This is a genomic window from Qipengyuania gelatinilytica (assembly GCF_019711315.1).
GTDB classification, from domain to species: domain Bacteria; phylum Pseudomonadota; class Alphaproteobacteria; order Sphingomonadales; family Sphingomonadaceae; genus Qipengyuania; species Qipengyuania gelatinilytica.
In genome coordinates this window covers 54,228-69,018 of record NZ_CP081294.1, presented here as the reverse complement: position 1 = coordinate 69,018, position 14,791 = coordinate 54,228, and the positions used below count along the sequence as shown (strand labels likewise).

The 14,791-nt window shown below is 62.8% G+C and carries 15 protein-coding genes and 1 tRNA gene; 6 read left to right on the top strand and 10 right to left on the bottom strand.

The features are described from left to right. Window positions 1–10: 10 nt before the first annotated feature. The 5 genes from K3136_RS00385 to K3136_RS00365 form a co-directional block, all read right to left on the bottom strand. Entirely contained in the window at window positions 11–2,260 is a 2,250-nt protein-coding gene (locus K3136_RS00385; protein ID WP_221430965.1) for a S9 family peptidase, read from the bottom strand. Window positions 2,261–2,636: 376 nt separating this feature from the next. Further along, window positions 2,637–3,005, bottom strand: coding sequence for a 50S ribosomal protein L19 (gene rplS / locus K3136_RS00380; RefSeq protein ID WP_247713840.1), 369 nt, complete (start codon window positions 3,003–3,005; stop codon window positions 2,637–2,639). Between the two features lie 13 nt (window positions 3,006–3,018). After that, window positions 3,019–3,744, bottom strand: coding sequence for a tRNA (guanosine(37)-N1)-methyltransferase TrmD (trmD, locus tag K3136_RS00375; RefSeq protein WP_221430964.1), 726 nt, complete (start codon window positions 3,742–3,744; stop codon window positions 3,019–3,021). 205 nt (window positions 3,745–3,949) lie between these two features. Further along, window positions 3,950–4,936, bottom strand: a complete 987-nt coding sequence (locus K3136_RS00370) for a carbon-nitrogen hydrolase family protein (protein WP_221430963.1) — start codon at window positions 4,934–4,936, stop codon at window positions 3,950–3,952. Window positions 4,937–4,993: 57 nt separating this feature from the next. Continuing rightward, window positions 4,994–5,296 carry a hypothetical protein gene (locus K3136_RS00365; RefSeq protein ID WP_221430962.1) on the bottom strand — a complete coding sequence of 101 codons (303 nt, stop codon included), beginning with the start codon at window positions 5,294–5,296 and terminating at the stop codon, window positions 4,994–4,996. 150 nt (window positions 5,297–5,446) lie between these two features. Here K3136_RS00365 and K3136_RS00360 point away from each other — a divergent pair, with 150 nt between their 5' ends. Then, complete coding sequence (locus K3136_RS00360) at window positions 5,447–6,361, top strand: NAD(P)/FAD-dependent oxidoreductase (protein ID WP_221430961.1); 915 nt, start codon at window positions 5,447–5,449, stop codon at window positions 6,359–6,361. Here the strand turns inward: K3136_RS00360 and rimM are convergent. The 5 genes from rimM to K3136_RS00335 all read right to left on the bottom strand — a co-directional run bounded on the left by rimM (window position 6,358) and on the right by K3136_RS00335 (window position 9,625). Further along, window positions 6,358–6,843 carry a ribosome maturation factor RimM gene (gene rimM / locus K3136_RS00355; RefSeq protein ID WP_221430960.1) on the bottom strand — a complete coding sequence of 162 codons (486 nt, stop codon included), beginning with the start codon at window positions 6,841–6,843 and terminating at the stop codon, window positions 6,358–6,360. The two genes, K3136_RS00360 and rimM, sit on opposite strands and share 4 nt — an antisense overlap. Window positions 6,844–6,851: 8 nt before the next feature. Next, window positions 6,852–7,325 (bottom strand): 30S ribosomal protein S16, encoded by a 474-nt coding sequence (rpsP, locus tag K3136_RS00350; protein ID WP_221430959.1) that lies wholly within the window; start codon window positions 7,323–7,325, stop codon window positions 6,852–6,854. A 39-nt stretch (window positions 7,326–7,364) separates the two neighbouring features. Then, a complete protein-coding gene (gene ffh, locus K3136_RS00345) occupies window positions 7,365–8,861 on the bottom strand; it encodes a signal recognition particle protein (protein ID WP_221430958.1) in 1,497 nt (498 codons plus the stop codon). A gap of 240 nt (window positions 8,862–9,101) precedes the next feature. Beyond that, a tRNA-Ala gene (locus K3136_RS00340) sits at window positions 9,102–9,177 on the bottom strand. A gap of 103 nt (window positions 9,178–9,280) precedes the next feature. Next, on the bottom strand, window positions 9,281–9,625 hold the full coding sequence (locus tag K3136_RS00335; protein WP_221430957.1) for an FYDLN acid domain-containing protein: 345 nt from the start codon (window positions 9,623–9,625) through the stop codon (window positions 9,281–9,283). A gap of 122 nt (window positions 9,626–9,747) precedes the next feature. Here K3136_RS00335 and aroA point away from each other — a divergent pair, with 122 nt between their 5' ends. From aroA to rpsA, 5 genes are all read left to right on the top strand, one after another. After that, the gene (gene aroA, locus K3136_RS00330) at window positions 9,748–11,097 is read left to right on the top strand and encodes a 3-phosphoshikimate 1-carboxyvinyltransferase (RefSeq protein ID WP_221430956.1); all 1,350 of its coding nucleotides are present in this window, start codon (window positions 9,748–9,750) and stop codon (window positions 11,095–11,097) included. 20 nt (window positions 11,098–11,117) lie between these two features. Further along, window positions 11,118–11,351, top strand: coding sequence for a CBU_0592 family membrane protein (locus tag K3136_RS00325; protein ID WP_221432159.1), 234 nt, complete (start codon window positions 11,118–11,120; stop codon window positions 11,349–11,351). Next, window positions 11,348–11,974: a (d)CMP kinase gene (locus tag K3136_RS00320; RefSeq protein ID WP_221430955.1), complete on the top strand. Its 627-nt coding sequence runs from the start codon at window positions 11,348–11,350 to the stop codon at window positions 11,972–11,974. Before K3136_RS00325 ends, K3136_RS00320 begins: the two co-directional genes overlap by 4 nt. 86 nt (window positions 11,975–12,060) lie before the next feature. Further along, complete coding sequence (locus tag K3136_RS00315) at window positions 12,061–12,672, top strand: YSC84-related protein (RefSeq protein ID WP_221430954.1); 612 nt, start codon at window positions 12,061–12,063, stop codon at window positions 12,670–12,672. A 390-nt stretch (window positions 12,673–13,062) separates the two neighbouring features. Further along, window positions 13,063–14,766: a 30S ribosomal protein S1 gene (gene rpsA, locus K3136_RS00310; protein ID WP_221430953.1), complete on the top strand. Its 1,704-nt coding sequence runs from the start codon at window positions 13,063–13,065 to the stop codon at window positions 14,764–14,766. Window positions 14,767–14,791: the final 25 nt, after the last annotated feature.

The following is a 14,791-nucleotide window of genomic DNA, read 5'->3' as shown; positions in this document are numbered from 1 at the left end:
TGCTAAAGCATCACTCCGGCGGGGTCACACCGTGGCTTTCGAGGAAGCGGAACACGGTGTTGTATCGGTGGGGCGAAATCTGCTCGCCCGAAACGCGGTGCGTGTAGCCGGGATAGAGCATCATCTCGAAGGGCACGTTGGCTTCCTGCATGACCGAAATAATCTCGGTCGCGTTCTCGAACACCACATTGTCGTCGGCCATGCCGTGGATCAGCAGCAGCGGATCGACGATCTTGGTCGCGTCGGGAATGGCGGAAGCCGTCTCATAGGCTGCCGCATCATCCTGCGGTGTACCCATGTAGCGTTCGGTATAATGCGTGTCGTAAAGCTCCCACTTCGTCACTGGCGCGCCCGAGATGCCGGCCGCATACAAACCGGGATCGGCCTGCAGCTGCTTCAGCGTCATGTATCCGCCATAAGACCAGCCATCGATAGCGATCTTGTCCGGATCGACGAAATCGAGCGTCTTGAGATATTCGGCGCCCGCCTTCTGGTCGCGTACCTCGACCCCGCCCATGGCGCGGTAGATCGGCTGTTCGAAAGCCACGCCACGATTGGCGCTGCCGCGATTGTCGAGCGCGAACCAGATGTAGCCCTTGTCGACGATCGCTTGCCTGAGGCCGCCATTCCAGCCCCTGTTGACGACCTGCGGACCGGGGCCGCCATAGTGGTAGAAATAGACCGGATACTTCTTGCCCGGTTCCATCTCGGGAGTGATCATTTCCCAGTACAGCGGCGTGCCATCCTCTGCGGGAATGGTGCCGTATTTCGTCGGGCGATGGCTGGCGAGGAACGGTGCATAGGGATGATCGCCGTCGAGTGCGTTTTCCTCGATCCAAGCGAGGCGCTTGCCGGTCGCATCGGCGATATAGCTCTGCGGCGGGTTATCGTCGTTGGAACGGCTGATGAGCAGGGTCTGGCCCTTTCCGTCCATGCTGGCAGAGTGGGTGTAGCCCGGTTCGGTCAGGCGGGTGATTGCGCCCGGATTGGCAAGGTCCACGGAGTAGACGTGCTGCTCGAGCACATCGTCCTTCGTGCCGGTGAAGAACACGCGACCCGCCTGCTGGTCGACACCGACGAGCTTGGTGACGACCCAGTCGCCGCTGGTCAGCTGCGTCCAGCCGGTCTTCCCTGCTTCGTCGAGGAGGTAAAGATGACCAAAGCCATCGCGCTCGGACCACCAGACAAGGTTGCCGTTATCGAGCCACTTGTAGTCGCTGCCAAGGTTGATCCAGTAATCCTCGACCGCCGCGTTCTCGGTGAAGAGGACCTGGCTCTCGCCAGTCGCCGGATCGACGCGCAGGATGTCCATGACGGTCTGCTCGCGGTTCTGGCGGGTGACGTAGAGATCGTTGCCCGCCCAGTCGACGCGGGCGAGATAGATATCGATATTATCGCCCAGATCGACCTTCACGCGGTTCTGGCCGTCGGGGTCCATCGCGTAGAGTTCGACCACGGCATTGTCGCTGCCGGCCACCGGATAGCGCTGGTCGAAAACCTTGGTCCCCGTCGCGCCGATCGCCGCGCGGGTTACGATGCCGACGCCGCTTTCGTCGAAACGCTCGACCGCGATGCGCTTTTCGTCCGGGCTCCACCAATAACCGTCGATGCGCGCCATCTCTTCCTGCGCGACGAATTCGGCCTCGCCCCAGCGAATGTCCGCACCTTCCTTGGGCGTGATCGGCGCGGCGTCGCCCGTGACCTCGCCGACCCACAGCTGGCGGTCGCGCACGAAGCTGATGAAATTGCCATGCGGGCTGAGCGCGGGATTGAGCTCGCTTTCCTCGGTATCGGTGACCTTCACCACCTCCCCGTCTAGGCTGGCGAGGTAAAGGTCGCCGTCAAGCGGGACGAGGATCGCCTCGCCGTTGGAGGTCCAGGAATAGCTGATGATGCCGGACAGCCCACCGACGCGCGCACGCTCGCGCTGCATCTTCTCGTCTTCGGACAGCTCGCGGCCCGAACCGACCTTTTCGCTGTCGACCAGCATCGACCATTCTTCGGTCTCGCGGTCGAACGCCCACAGGTCGTAGCGGGTCAAATCATCCTCGCGATTGCGCAGGACGGTGAGATAGCGGCCATCGGGCGAAAGCTTGGCCTGACGCGGGCTCGGCCCGTCGAGATCGGGCGATGCGAAGACGCGCTCGAAAGTGAGGTCCATGGCGGCAGTCTCCTGCGAATGGGCGTGATTGTCTGCCATGGCCGGCGAGACGAGGCTGGTGCCGAGCGCGAGGGCTGCGGCGAGGCGAAGCGACTTCATGTTCTCTCCCGAAAATCGTGTCGCCGTCTCCTCGCAATGCGGCCGCCTGAATGCAAGCACCGGCGTACCGCACGAAAATCTTATGCCTAATTTCGGGTTAAGTGCGCTTCCTTAAACCCCCTTAAGAACCTGCTGCCAGAACCTGTCTTGTCAACGGGAGGCCATTTTCCGGCTCACAGGTTTCCCGGAGGCATCAAGACCGGGCCAATTTCGGCTCATCATGATCCCCACGTGACAAGGGCAGTGCGTTCAGGCGCACTGCCCTTTTTACTTTTGCTGGGTCTGGCCCTCTTACGTACCGCGGATTCTACCGACGAAGCACAAAGAAAAAGGGCGGCCCGTGAGGACCGCCCTTCCCTTGTCTCTGCTAAGAAGCTTACGCCTTCGGCGCGTTGTCGCGGCGTTCCGCGATACGCGCGCGCTTGCCGGTGCGGCCGCGCAGGTAGTAAAGCTTCGCACGACGCACGATACCGCGGCGGACCACGGTGATGCTGTCGACGATCGGCGAGTAGAGCGGGAACACACGCTCCACGCCTTCACCGAACGAAAGCTTGCGGACGGTGAAGTTGCTGCCCATGCCGCGGTTCGAGCGGGCAATGACAACGCCTTCGAAATTCTGGACACGCTCGCGGGTGCCTTCGACAACCTTCACGCCGACGCGGACGGTGTCGCCTGCGCGGAATTCGGGAATGTCCTTGCCGAGGTTTTCAATGGCTTCGGCTTCGAGCTGCTGGATCAGGTTCATTTGCCTGGTCTTCCTACTTCTTTTGCCGCGCATCAGAGGCAGACTGGTCCCGATCGCCACTATAGCGATCCCAAAGGTCCGGCCTGCGTAACCGTGTGTCTTCCTCGCTCCTTGCCTTGCGCCAAGCAGCGATCTTCGCATGATCCCCCGATCGCAGCACTTCAGGGATCGTGCGCCCTTCCCATTCCTGAGGTCGGGTGTATTGCGGATATTCGATGAGCCCGTTCTCGTAGGACTCCTCGACTCCGCTATCGGGCGCGCCCATTACTCCGGGAAGCAACCGAATGCAAGCGTCGAGTATCGCGATTGCGGCCGTCTCTCCGCCCGACAGGACGATATCGGCAAGGCTGACCTGTTCGATCTCAGGGTAATGGTCGAAAATCCGCTCGTCGAAGCCTTCGAAACGACCGCAAAGGATGGAGACGCCAGGACCCTGCGCAATCTCGCGAATACGCGCCTGCGTGATGGGCTTCCCGCGCGGCGTCATGGCGAGGATCGGACGCCCCTCGCCCACGCTCTCGATTGCCGGTCCCAGCACATCCGCCTTGAGCACCATACCCGCCCCGCCGCCTGCCGGCGTGTCATCGACAGTGCGGTGCTTGTCGGTGGCGAAATCGCGCATCTGGACAGTCTCACACGACCAGTCCCCCCGCTCGAGCGCCCTGCCCGCAAGCGACACGCCCAGCGGCCCGGGAAACATCTCTGGGTAGAGAGTAAGGATGGTGGCGGCGAAGGTCATTCCAAACCGTCCTGACTACGCCTGCGATTTGCCTTTAGTTTCTCGCGCAATAGCTGGAACGCCCGGAAGGCAATGAATGCAGCAAAGAGCAAGACAGACCCAACCAGCATAAGATCGACTAGCGAGTCACGGACTGGCGTGCCGTCCAAAAGACCGCAATCGTAGCAGCCATGCTCCATCGAAGGTGCTTCAACCATTTTAGTAGCTACCGCCAACTTACGCCGTCCTTTGCACCGGTATCGATCCTCAATTCGAACACATCAGGTCGCGAGTAGTGACCGTCCGTATCGAGGCTCGCCAGCCCCTGCCCAATCTCGCCGAGATCGAGATCGGCCAATAGTGTTTCCTCGCCCTCACCCGCCTGCGCCACTATCCGCGCGTCGGGCGCGATAATCATCGATCCGCCGCGGTTGAGCGCATCGCCCTCGATTGCCTCGATGAGCTCCTTCGCCGCCGCGTCGATTTTTGGTGCGCTACCGCCTTCGGCTGCTTGAGCGCGGGCAGCCCGCTCCAGCCCGTCAAACAGGTCGTCCTTCTTCTGCACCAGCCCTGCCGCCAGCACGAAGCACCGCCCCTCCATCGCATAGTGGCGCGAGGCGAGCGCATATTCCTCGCGCACGGTGGGCCATGCCGCCACATGCACTCTCTCGCCGAGATTGTGCATCGCCGCGCGGGCGAGCGGCATCCAGTGCTCCCAGCAGATGAGAGAGCCAACCTTGCCCCATTCCGCCTGGTGCACGCCGAGCGTCGAGCCGTCGCCGCGCATCCAGATAAGCCGCTCGCCATGTGTCGGCACCAGCTTGCGATGGTCGAGCACCGGCATGCCGGGCCGGAAGGTCATCTGGTTGTTGTAGAGGCTTGAACGCACCCGCTCATGCGCGCCGATGCTGATTACCGCGCCACTCTCGTCGCATAGCTCCTGCAAAGGCAGCAGCCGCTCGTCATTCGCAACCACCGCCTGTTCGAGCAGGATGCGGTGCAGCGCCTTGGTGCCGGGATGATCCCACAGCGCCGCGCCGGGTGCCTCGTCCAGCCACAGCGGATAGCCACCGAGGAAGGTCTCGCCGAAAGCGACCAGCTGTGCCCCGCCCTCGATCGCCTCGCGGGCAAGGCGCACGGCCTTGTCGATCCCGTCGCCGATTGCGAGCGGAACGGGCGCGGCTTGCGCGATGGCTACCTTGAGCGTCGTCATGCCGACGCGGTTAGCGCGGGCGGCACCGGTTGGCTATCCCGCGCAGCAAATCATGCCTCAGCGCGAGGTGAGCTTTGTCCTGTCCGAAGTCGCGGTGGGAATGACCTTCCCGACCACGCTCGACGTCACGATGCCCAACGCCACGAGCCCGCCGGCCGAGAACAGGTCCATGCCGTCGAGCGTGGTGCTCGGCCCGCCTTCGAGGCGCACGGCGAGGAGCACTGCGAGCGGCGAGGCGCCCGCAAACAGGTGGCGCAGGCGCGGACCGATGGTCGGGGACACCTTGGCCACGAATGCGCTCATGCTGGCGCTCATGGCGGCATAGGACCCGATTACGAGTGCGGCGGTGCCGATCATCATGTGGCCCCTTTTAATCCAGCGAGTTCTTTCTCGAATGTCGCCCGGAACGTGGCCGACACGTCCGGTCCGGGCAAGAGGCGTTCTATATGTGCAACACAGCGCTCTGCAAGCGACTTTGGCACCCTTCCCACCCTTGCGCGTATCAATGCCATGAAACCGGATGACTGCATCATCGTGGGCGCAGGCCCCGCAGGCCTGACCGCCGCAATATATCTCGCGCGCTACCATCTCGACATCCGTCTGTTCGACTGCGGAACGAGCCGCGCCAGCTGGATCCCGATGAGCCACAATCACGCCGGCTTTCCCGACGGTATCAAGGGCGAGGAACTGCTCGAGAGGATGCGCGAGCAGGCCGCTAAGTATGGCGCCTTGCGAGAACCGAAGCGGGTCACGAACTTGGCAAAGCCGGACGAGTGCTTCACGGTTACGTGCGGCGACGAGGAATATCGCGCGCGAACGGTCCTGCTGGCAACGGGCGTGGTGAACAACCGCCCCGAAGGCATCGACGACCAGCTCCATGACGAGGCCTTGTCACGCGGGCTGATCCGCTATTGCCCGGTGTGCGACGGCTATGAGGTCACCGACAAGACAGTCGCGGTGATCGGCACAGGCGACCACGGCACCGCCGAAGCGCAGTTCATCCGCACATTCACCGACGACATTACGCTGGTTTCGCCGGGGGGAGACCATGATCTGTCCGATGCATGCAGCAAGGTTCTGGACGGCGCTGGCATCAAACGGGTTGCAGGACCCTGCGGGGATTTCGCGATCGAGGAAGGACGCATCGCGTTCGATACCGCCGAGGGGCGGATGCGGTTCGATTCCATGTACCCCGCGCTCGGCAGCGTCATCCGTTCCGGCCTCGCGCAGAAATGCGGCGCGAAGGTCAGCGAGGAAGGCTGTATCGAGGTCAGCGATCACCTGGAAACCAGTGTGAACGGGCTGTTTGCGGCGGGGGATGTCGTTGTGGGGCTAGACCAGATCAGCCATGCCATGGGCCAGGCCGGGGTCGCTTCGACAGCGATCCGCAACCGCTTGGCGGAAAAGATGCCGCTGCGTCGTTAGTCGACGAAGTCGGCGTTGACGGTCAGTTTCTCGCTGTCCCAGTCGGGAACGGCCTGCTCGGTCAGCGGGACCATGAATTTCTTGCCGTCGGGCTTTTCGATCTCGACGATCTCGGTCGCGCCGAAATTCTCCACCGCACAGACATGGCCGACCTCGTCTCCCTTGTCGGTCACGACAGGTAGGTCGAGCAGGTCGGAATAGTAGAATTCGCCCTCTTCCAGCGAGGGAAGTGCCTCGCGCGGGACAGTCAGCACGGTGCCGCGCAGGGCCTCGGCTTCGTTGCGGCCCGTGACTTCGGCGAAGCGTGCGATAGCGCCGCCCTTGTTGTCGCTGCGGACCTTGGAAAGGGTGAGTTTACCCTCGTTGAAGCTCTTGTGCGGCTTGAGGCCTTCCAGCCCCTCGCCAAACAGCTTCAGGCGGACTTCGCCCGCCACGCCATGTGCACCGGTGACGGCGGCCAGCGTGACGGGCTTGTCCTGCATGGGAGAGATTACTCGCCCTTGTCTTCGGTAGCTTCTTCGGCAGCGGCTTCTTCAGCCGGTGCTTCTTCAGCAGCTGCTTCTTCAGCCGGAGCTTCGGCAGCGGCCTTGGCTTCTTCTTCAGCAGCCTTGGCAGCTTCTTCAGCTTCAGCAGCCTTGGCAGCCTTTTCTTCAGCGCGTTCCTTGGCGGCTTCGCCCGGCTCACCCTTCTTGGGGTTGTTGCGCGGTGCACGCTCGAGGATGCCGGCGGCGTCGAGGAAGCGAAGGACGCGGTCCGACGGGGTCGCGCCAACCGACAGCCAGTGACGTGCACGGTCTTCGTCGAGCTTCACGCGCTCGCCCGAATCCTTCGGCAGCATCGGGTTGTAGGTGCCGATCTGCTCGAGGTACTTGCCGTCACGCGGGCTGCGCGAGTCCGACACGACGATGCGGTAGTAAGGACGCTTCTTCGCGCCACCGCGCGACAGACGAATTGCAACTGCCATTTTACTTCACCTTTCGAATGTAAATTTCTGTAATTTCGGTTATTTCTTGTTCAACATGTCACGCAGGTCGGCAGGCAGCGTGTCGGGATCGACCGAAGGCCCCTTACCTCCGCCGCCGAGACCCGGCAGGCCGCCCATGCCGCCGCCCGGTCCGCCAAGTCCGGGCATCGCGGCACCCATGCCGCCCTTGCCGAACAGCGCGCCGAGACCCTTGAGGCCGCCCATCTTCTTGATCTGCTTCATGGCCTTGGCCATTTCCTGGTGCATCTTGAGCACCTTGTTCACGTCCTGCACCTGGGTGCCCGAACCGGCCGCCACGCGCTTCTTGCGCTTGGCATTCAGCAGCTTGGGCAGCTTGCGCTCCTTGGGCGTCATCGATCCGATGATGGCGTCCATATGGAGCAGGACCTTGTCGTCCATGCCCGAAGCCTGCATCGCGGCCTTGGCCTTCTTCATGCCCGGCATCATGCCCGCGAGCGCGCCGAGGCCGCCCATGCTTTGCATCTGCCTAAGTTGCATGCGCAGGTCGTCGAGGTCGAACTCGCCCTTCGCCATCTTCTTGGCGAGCGCTTCGGCCTCTTCTTCCTTGATCGTGGCGGCCGCCTTCTCGACGAGGCTGACCACGTCGCCCATGCCGAGGATGCGGCCGGCAACACGGCTGGGATCGAATGCCTCGATCGCGTCGAGCTTCTCGCCCGTACCGGCAAACTTGACCGGCTTGCCGGTGACATAGCGCATCGAGAGCGCCGCACCGCCGCGTGCATCGCCGTCCATCCGCGTCAGGACCACGCCGGTCAGCGGCACTTCGCCGGTAAAGCTCTGCGCAACGTTGACCGCGTCCTGACCGGTCAGGCTGTCGACGACCAGCAGCACTTCGGTCGGCGCGGAAACGGCGTTGATCGCCTTCATCTCGGCCATCAGCGCTTCATCGACATGGAGGCGGCCCGCGGTATCGAGCAGCAGCACGTCGGCAGCCTGCAGCTTGGCAGCTTCCATCGCGCGGCGTGCGATATCGACCGGCTGCTGGCCCGGGACGATCGGCAGGGTCGCGACATCGACCTGCTCGCCCAGCACCTTGAGCTGTTCCTGCGCGGCCGGACGATTGACGTCGAGCGAGGCCATCATCGACTTCTTGCCGTGCTTCTCCTTGAGGAGCTTGCCCAGCTTGGCGGTCGTGGTCGTCTTACCCGAGCCCTGGAGGCCGACCATCATGATGACGACCGGGGGCTTGGCGTTGAGGTTCAGTTCGCGCGGTTCGGCATCGTCGCCCGTGCCGCCGAGCATTTCGACCAGCTCGTCATTGACGATCTTGACGACCTGCTGGCCGGGGGTGACCGACTTCAGGACTTCCGAACCGATCGCCTTTTCGGTGACCGCATCGATGAAACGGCGAACGACGGGCAGCGCGACATCGGCTTCGAGCAGCGCGATGCGCACTTCGCGCATGGCCTCGCGCACGTCGTTTTCGGATAGCGCGCCGCGGCCCTTGAGCTTGTCAAAGACATTACCGAGCCGGTCGGACAGATTGTCGAACATGTGTGTTCTACTCCTTGCCGAACCTCGAAAGGCCCGAAATTATTGTCTGGTCGCTTCCCGAACCGAAAAAGTGGGAGCCACTTTTTCTGGGAAACTCCCGAAAACGCGAAAAACGCCGGCGGACGAGAACTCGTCGGCCAGCGTGGGGCGTACCCCTATGGAAACCCAAGCTTTATCCCGGGTGTGGTGGAAGCAGACCGCAGCCGTCGCCACGGCCTGCTACCATCAAATCCGGGAAAATGGTGGAGCCTAGCGGGATCGAACCGCTGACCTCTACAATGCCATTGTAGCGCTCTCCCAGCTGAGCTAAGGCCCCGTGCCATTTTCGATACAGCGCATCCTGGGATGGTGCACTGCCCTTGCGGGAGGCGCCCAATATAAGGGGTCCTCCCGCAATGCAACAGCTATTTTAAGCTAAATCAGCTTTCGTCCGCGCCGTCGTCGTCGCCCTTGGACTTGGTCTCGACACCGAGGTCGTCGTCGCCGCCAAGGTCGACTTCATTGTCGGGGGAATCATCGTCTTCGTCGATGTCGATATCCAGATCGTCATCATCGTCGCCGCCCAGATCGCTATCGGCTTCGGCGTCCTTCTTCTTCTTGGCTTCGTCCTCTGCAAGGATCGGCTGCTTGGACTTGAGCACGGGTTCGGGCGTCCACTCTTCACCGCATTCGATGCAGGTGACGGGATTTTCCTTGTTCAGATCGTAGAAGCGGGTGCCGCAGTTAGGGCAGGTGCGCTTGGTGCCCCATTCAGGTTTGACCATGTGTAATCCTTGGATGCTGGCCCCGCCGGACGGGCGAGGCTGGAATTCTCGAATAAAGATGGACTCCATCGCCCTAAAGTAAAGGGGGAGGAATCGATAGCGCGCGCGCCTTGCCAGAGTGCATGGGCGCTGTCAAAGCGCAGGCCATATATGGATACGCTTTCGTGACATCGCACCGATTTTCTTCCCGTGGCCCGCTGACCGGACGCATCCGCGTGCCGGGAGACAAGTCGATCAGCCACCGATCGCTCATGTTCGGCGCCCTGGCAGTGGGCCGCAGCCGCATCTCGGGCCTGCTGGAAGGCGAGGACGTGCTCGCCACGGCCGCCGCGCTGCGGGCGATGGGCGCGAGGATCGAGAAGGATGGCGACGACTGGATCGTCGACGGCGTGGGTGTCGGCACGCTGCTCCAGCCGCAACAGGCGCTCGACATGGGCAATTCGGGCACTTCGACCCGGCTGCTCATGGGCCTGGTCGCGAGCCATGGCATCACCGCGACCTTCACGGGCGACGCCAGCCTGTCCAAGCGCCCGATGGGCCGCGTCATCGACCCGCTGTCGGCCATGGGCGCCAGCTTCACCTCCTCCCCCGGCGGTACGCTGCCGCTGGTCATGCAAGGCCTCCAGCCCGCCGTCCCGATCAGCTACCGGCTGCCTGTGGCATCGGCACAGGTGAAGAGCGCCGTGCTGCTCGCCGGTCTCAATACGCCCGGCACGACCAAGGTGATCGAACCGGTGCCCACGCGCGACCATACCGAGCGGATGCTGCGCGGCTTCGGCGTCGACGTGCAGGTCGAAGAGCGCGACGGCGAACGGATCATCAAACTGACCGGTCCCTGCGACCTCGAACCTTGCGACATCACCGTTCCGGGCGACCCCTCGTCAGCAGCATTCTTTGCCGTTGCGGCCAGCATCGTGCCGGGCAGCGATCTCGTGATCGAGAATGTCGGCCTAAACCCGACCCGCGACGGCATTTTCCGCGTGCTTGGCCAGATGGGCGCAAGCATCGACTATCTCGAAGAGCGCGAAGTCGGCGGGGAGCCGGTGGCTGACCTTCGCGTGCGCCATGCGCAGCTCAAGGGCATCGAGGTCGACCCTTCAATCGCGCCGAGCATGATCGACGAGTTTCCCGTGCTGTTCGTCGCCGCCGCGCTTGCGCAAGGAACGACGGTTACGACCGGCCTAGAGGAACTGCGCGTGAAGGAAAGCGACCGCCTCGCTGCGATGGCAGCAGCCCTCAAACTGGCAGGCGCCGATGTCGAAGAACGTGACGACGGCCTCGTCATTCGCGGTAGCGGCGGCAAGGCCCTGCCCGGTGGCGGCGTGATCACCACGCACCTCGATCACCGTATCGCGATGAGCATGGCCGTCGCCGGTCTTGCCAGCAAGGCCGGAGTAGAAGTCGACAGCACCGAACCGATCGCCACCAGCTTCCCGAACTTCACTGCTCTGCTCGACGAGGCTGCCTCGTGACCGGTCTCGACTGGGCGAGCATGGTCGGCTTCGTCGGCACGGCCTGCATCATCGGCGCCTACGCCTATCTGACCTACAAGGACGAGCCGAACCCCTTCATCCTGCATGGCACCAATTTGACGGGTGCCGCCTTGCTGACCGTCTCGCTGGTCGTTCATACCAATTGGCCGAGCCTCGTTCTCGAAGGCTTCTGGGCAGCGATTGCCATCTGGGGCTTGGCGAAGGGACTGAAAAGCCGCAGGAGTCGCACATGATCATCGCCGTCGACGGACCGACCGCCTCGGGAAAGGGCACCATTGCCAAGGCGCTGGCCGAGCACTTCGGCTTGCCGCATCTCGACACGGGGCTGCTCTATCGCGCAGTCGGTCGGCAGGTGTTCCTTGACGGTGGCGATCCAGATGACGGCGGCGACGCGCTGGCCGCCACGAGCTTCCCGGACAGCCTGCTCGACGATCCGCACTTGCGCGACGAGGATACCGGCGGTCTGGCAAGCCGCGTCTCGGTCCATCCCGCCGTGCGTCAGGCGCTCTACGAACGCCAGCGCGGTTTCGCCACGCAGGAAGGCGGTGCCGTGCTCGACGGAAGGGACATCGGGACGGTGATCGCGCCCGAAGCCGAAGCCAAGCTCTTCATCACGGCCAGCGTCGAGGCCCGCGCACAGCGCCGCTTTCTCGAAATGCGCGGACGGGGCGTGAAAGTGACGCTCCTGGAAATCCAGGACGACCTGCGCCGCCGCGACGAGCGCGACCGCAACCGCGATGTCGCCCCCCTCGTGCCCGCAGCGGACGCCATGGTCATCGACACCAGCGCGCTGGGCAAGGAGGAAGCGATTTCCGCTGCGATCGAGGCGGTCGCGGATGCTCTCGGCAAGGCCTAGGAAAACTTTCTGGAACATGAATTGTGGCAAAAGGTTGTCTCGGCAGGGGCAGCTGGAGCTGTGCCATAATTGGGAAAGGGAAACCTATGAGATTTCTGTCGATTATCGCCCTCGCGGGCGCACTTGCCGCGTGCGGCTCGAACCCTTCGGACGAAGCGGAAACGACCCCTGAGGAACAGGGTCAGATGACCGAAAACGCCACTCTTGATGACAAGGCCCTCGCCGCTCTGCAACAGTGCGAGCAGGTTGAGCCGACTTGCGGCAATGATGGCTACAGCTACCTCGTCTTCCCCGATGTAACCTCGGTTGCGCTGGGTGTTGGCGGTGAAGGCGGCGAAGGTGCATTGATCCGCAACGGCCAGGTCGTCGACTATTACAACATGGGTGAAGCCAGCATCGGCCTGCAGGCAGGTGTCTCGGCAGCGTCCTATGTCTTCAAGATGCCCAACCAGGAATCGTTGGCCCAATTCGAAGATGACGGTGAATGGAGCATCGGCGCCGAAAGCTCGGTGGTCATCGCCAATGCTGATGCCAATGCCGCAGCCGAAACCGCCGGCGGCAAGACGGTGCTTTACGTCTTCAACGCAGAAGGCCTCATGGCCGATGTCAGCGTCGATGCCATGCGCATCTGGAAGGACACGAATTCCGCATCGGACGAAAACATGGAAGCCGGTATGACGGAAACTACCGACAGCTGATCGCCAAATCACTGTTCTGAGATGAGACCGGGGGCCGGATGGCTTCCCGGTCTTTTCTTTTGGCCACCGCCCTGCCCTTCAAGCCTCGGATTGGCGCGCCTTTAGAGGCCATCACGCGGGATCGCTTTCTTCTCCCTGAACCGTGCTCCATGTGCTCAAACCTATCGGACTTGCCCGCCATTTACCTTGCTTTTGCGCGGCGTTTGGCCTAGGCGCGCGGCCGTTCACCCAATCTATCGGATTCGATGAACCTTCGCGGCGGCATCCGGCCTCGCGGAGAACTCGGCCCTCTTGCCCCGTACGGCCCGCGCAATGGTGTGCAGGCAGACGGAGAAAGACCCCGGTAAAACCGGTGGCCGGTAGCAAACGTTAGTTAGGACTACACAACTCATGGCAACCTCAGCCAATCCGACCCGCGACGATTTCGCGGCAATGCTCGACGAGCAGCTCGGCGGCGCAGATGACGGCGGTTTCGAAGGCCGCGTCGTCAAGGGCACCGTCACCTCCATCGAAAACGGCATGGCCCACATCGATGTCGGCCTGAAGAGCGAAGGCCGCGTCGATCTCAAGGAATTCATGCGCGGCGAAGACGAGCACGGCCTCGAAGTCGGCTCGGAAGTCGAAGTATTCGTCGACCGCATCGAAAACGCAGACGGCGAAGCAATGCTGTCGCGCGACCGTGCACGCCGCGAAGCTGCATGGGACAAGCTTGAAAGCGAATTCGGCGAAGGCAAGCGGGTCGACGGCCGCATCTTCGGCCGCGTCAAGGGTGGCTTCACCGTCGACCTCGACGGCGCAGTGGCCTTCCTCCCCGGCTCGCAGGTCGACATCCGCCCCGTGCGCGACGTCACCCCGCTGATGGACATGCCGCAGCCCTTCCAGATCCTGAAGATGGACCGTCGCCGCGGTAACATCGTCGTTTCGCGTCGCGCGGTCCTCGAAGAGACCCGTGCAGAACAGCGCAGCGAACTGATCGACAAGCTGGCTGAAGGCCAGGTGATCGACGGCGTCGTCAAGAACATCACCGACTACGGCGCATTCGTCGACCTCGGCGGTATCGACGGCCTGCTCCACGTCACCGACATGAGCTACAAGCGCGTCAACCACCCCAGCGAAATGATCGAGATCGGCCAGACCGTGACCGTCCAGATCATCCGCATCAACGAAGACACCCAGCGCATCAGCCTCGGCATGAAGCAGCTGGAATCGGATCCGTGGGATGGCGTTTCGGCCAAGTACCCGGTCGGCATGAAGCTGACGGGCACCGTCACCAACATCACCGAATACGGCGCATTCGTCGAAATCGAGCCGGGCATCGAAGGTCTGGTCCACGTTTCGGAAATGAGCTGGACCAAGAAGAACGTCCACCCGGGCAAGATCGTCTCGACCTCGCAGGAAGTCGAAGTCATGGTCCTGGAAGTGGACAGCGAGAAGCGCCGCATTTCGCTCGGCCTCAAGCAGGCCCAGCGCAATCCGTGGGAAGAGTTCGCCGAGAAGCATCCGGTGGGCACCAAGGTCGAAGGCGAAGTCAAGAACGCCACCGAATTCGGCCTCTTCATCGGCCTCGATGGCGACGTCGACGGCATGGTCCACATGTCGGACATCGCTTGGGGCATCTCGGGTGAAGACGCGCTCGCACTGCACCGCAAGGGCGAGCAGGTCGAAGCCGTCGTTCTCGACGTCGACACCGACAAGGAGCGCATCAGCCTCGGCATGAAGCAGCTCGAAAAGGGTGCACCGACCGAAGCCGGCGCACAGAGCGACCTGCGCAAGAACCAGGTTGTCACCGTCACCGTCCTCGAAGTCCGCGATGGCGGCCTCGAAGTCCAGGTCGGCGAAGATGGCGCAACCGGCTTCATCAAGCGTTCGGACCTCGGCCGTGACCGTGACGAGCAGCGCTCGGATCGTTTCCAGCCGGGTGCCAAGGTCGACGCCATGGTCACCGGTTTCGACCGTTCGAAGAAGCCCACCTTCTCGATCAAGGCGCGTCAGATCGCCGAAGAGAAGGAAGCAGTTGCACAGTTCGGTTCGTCGGACTCGGGTGCATCGCTCGGCGACATCCTCGGCGAAGCGCTGAAGAAGAAGGAAGACTAAGCTCTTCCACCCTTCTCAAGGGTAA

Bases quoted from the DNA above. Each gene is read 5' to 3' on its own strand.
- K3136_RS00385 (WP_221430965.1), bottom strand. From the start codon at position 2,260: ATGAAGTCGCTTCGCCTCGCCGCAGCCCTCGCGCTCGGCACCAGCCTC.
- rplS (WP_247713840.1), bottom strand. From the start codon at position 3,005: ATGAACCTGATCCAGCAGCTCGAAGCCGAAGCCATTGAAAACCTCGGC.
- trmD (WP_221430964.1), bottom strand. From the start codon at position 3,744: ATGACCTTCGCCGCCACCATCCTTACTCTCTACCCAGAGATGTTTCCC.
- K3136_RS00370 (WP_221430963.1), bottom strand. From the start codon at position 4,936: ATGACGACGCTCAAGGTAGCCATCGCGCAAGCCGCGCCCGTTCCGCTC.
- K3136_RS00365 (WP_221430962.1), bottom strand. From the start codon at position 5,296: ATGATGATCGGCACCGCCGCACTCGTAATCGGGTCCTATGCCGCCATG.
- K3136_RS00360 (WP_221430961.1), top strand. From the start codon at position 5,447: ATGAAACCGGATGACTGCATCATCGTGGGCGCAGGCCCCGCAGGCCTG.
- rimM (WP_221430960.1), bottom strand. From the start codon at position 6,843: ATGCAGGACAAGCCCGTCACGCTGGCCGCCGTCACCGGTGCACATGGC.
- rpsP (WP_221430959.1), bottom strand. From the start codon at position 7,325: ATGGCAGTTGCAATTCGTCTGTCGCGCGGTGGCGCGAAGAAGCGTCCT.
- ffh (WP_221430958.1), bottom strand. From the start codon at position 8,861: ATGTTCGACAATCTGTCCGACCGGCTCGGTAATGTCTTTGACAAGCTC.
- K3136_RS00335 (WP_221430957.1), bottom strand. From the start codon at position 9,625: ATGGTCAAACCTGAATGGGGCACCAAGCGCACCTGCCCTAACTGCGGC.
- aroA (WP_221430956.1), top strand. From the start codon at position 9,748: ATGGGCGCTGTCAAAGCGCAGGCCATATATGGATACGCTTTCGTGACA.
- K3136_RS00325 (WP_221432159.1), top strand. From the start codon at position 11,118: ATGGTCGGCTTCGTCGGCACGGCCTGCATCATCGGCGCCTACGCCTAT.
- K3136_RS00320 (WP_221430955.1), top strand. From the start codon at position 11,348: ATGATCATCGCCGTCGACGGACCGACCGCCTCGGGAAAGGGCACCATT.
- K3136_RS00315 (WP_221430954.1), top strand. From the start codon at position 12,061: ATGAGATTTCTGTCGATTATCGCCCTCGCGGGCGCACTTGCCGCGTGC.
- rpsA (WP_221430953.1), top strand. From the start codon at position 13,063: ATGGCAACCTCAGCCAATCCGACCCGCGACGATTTCGCGGCAATGCTC.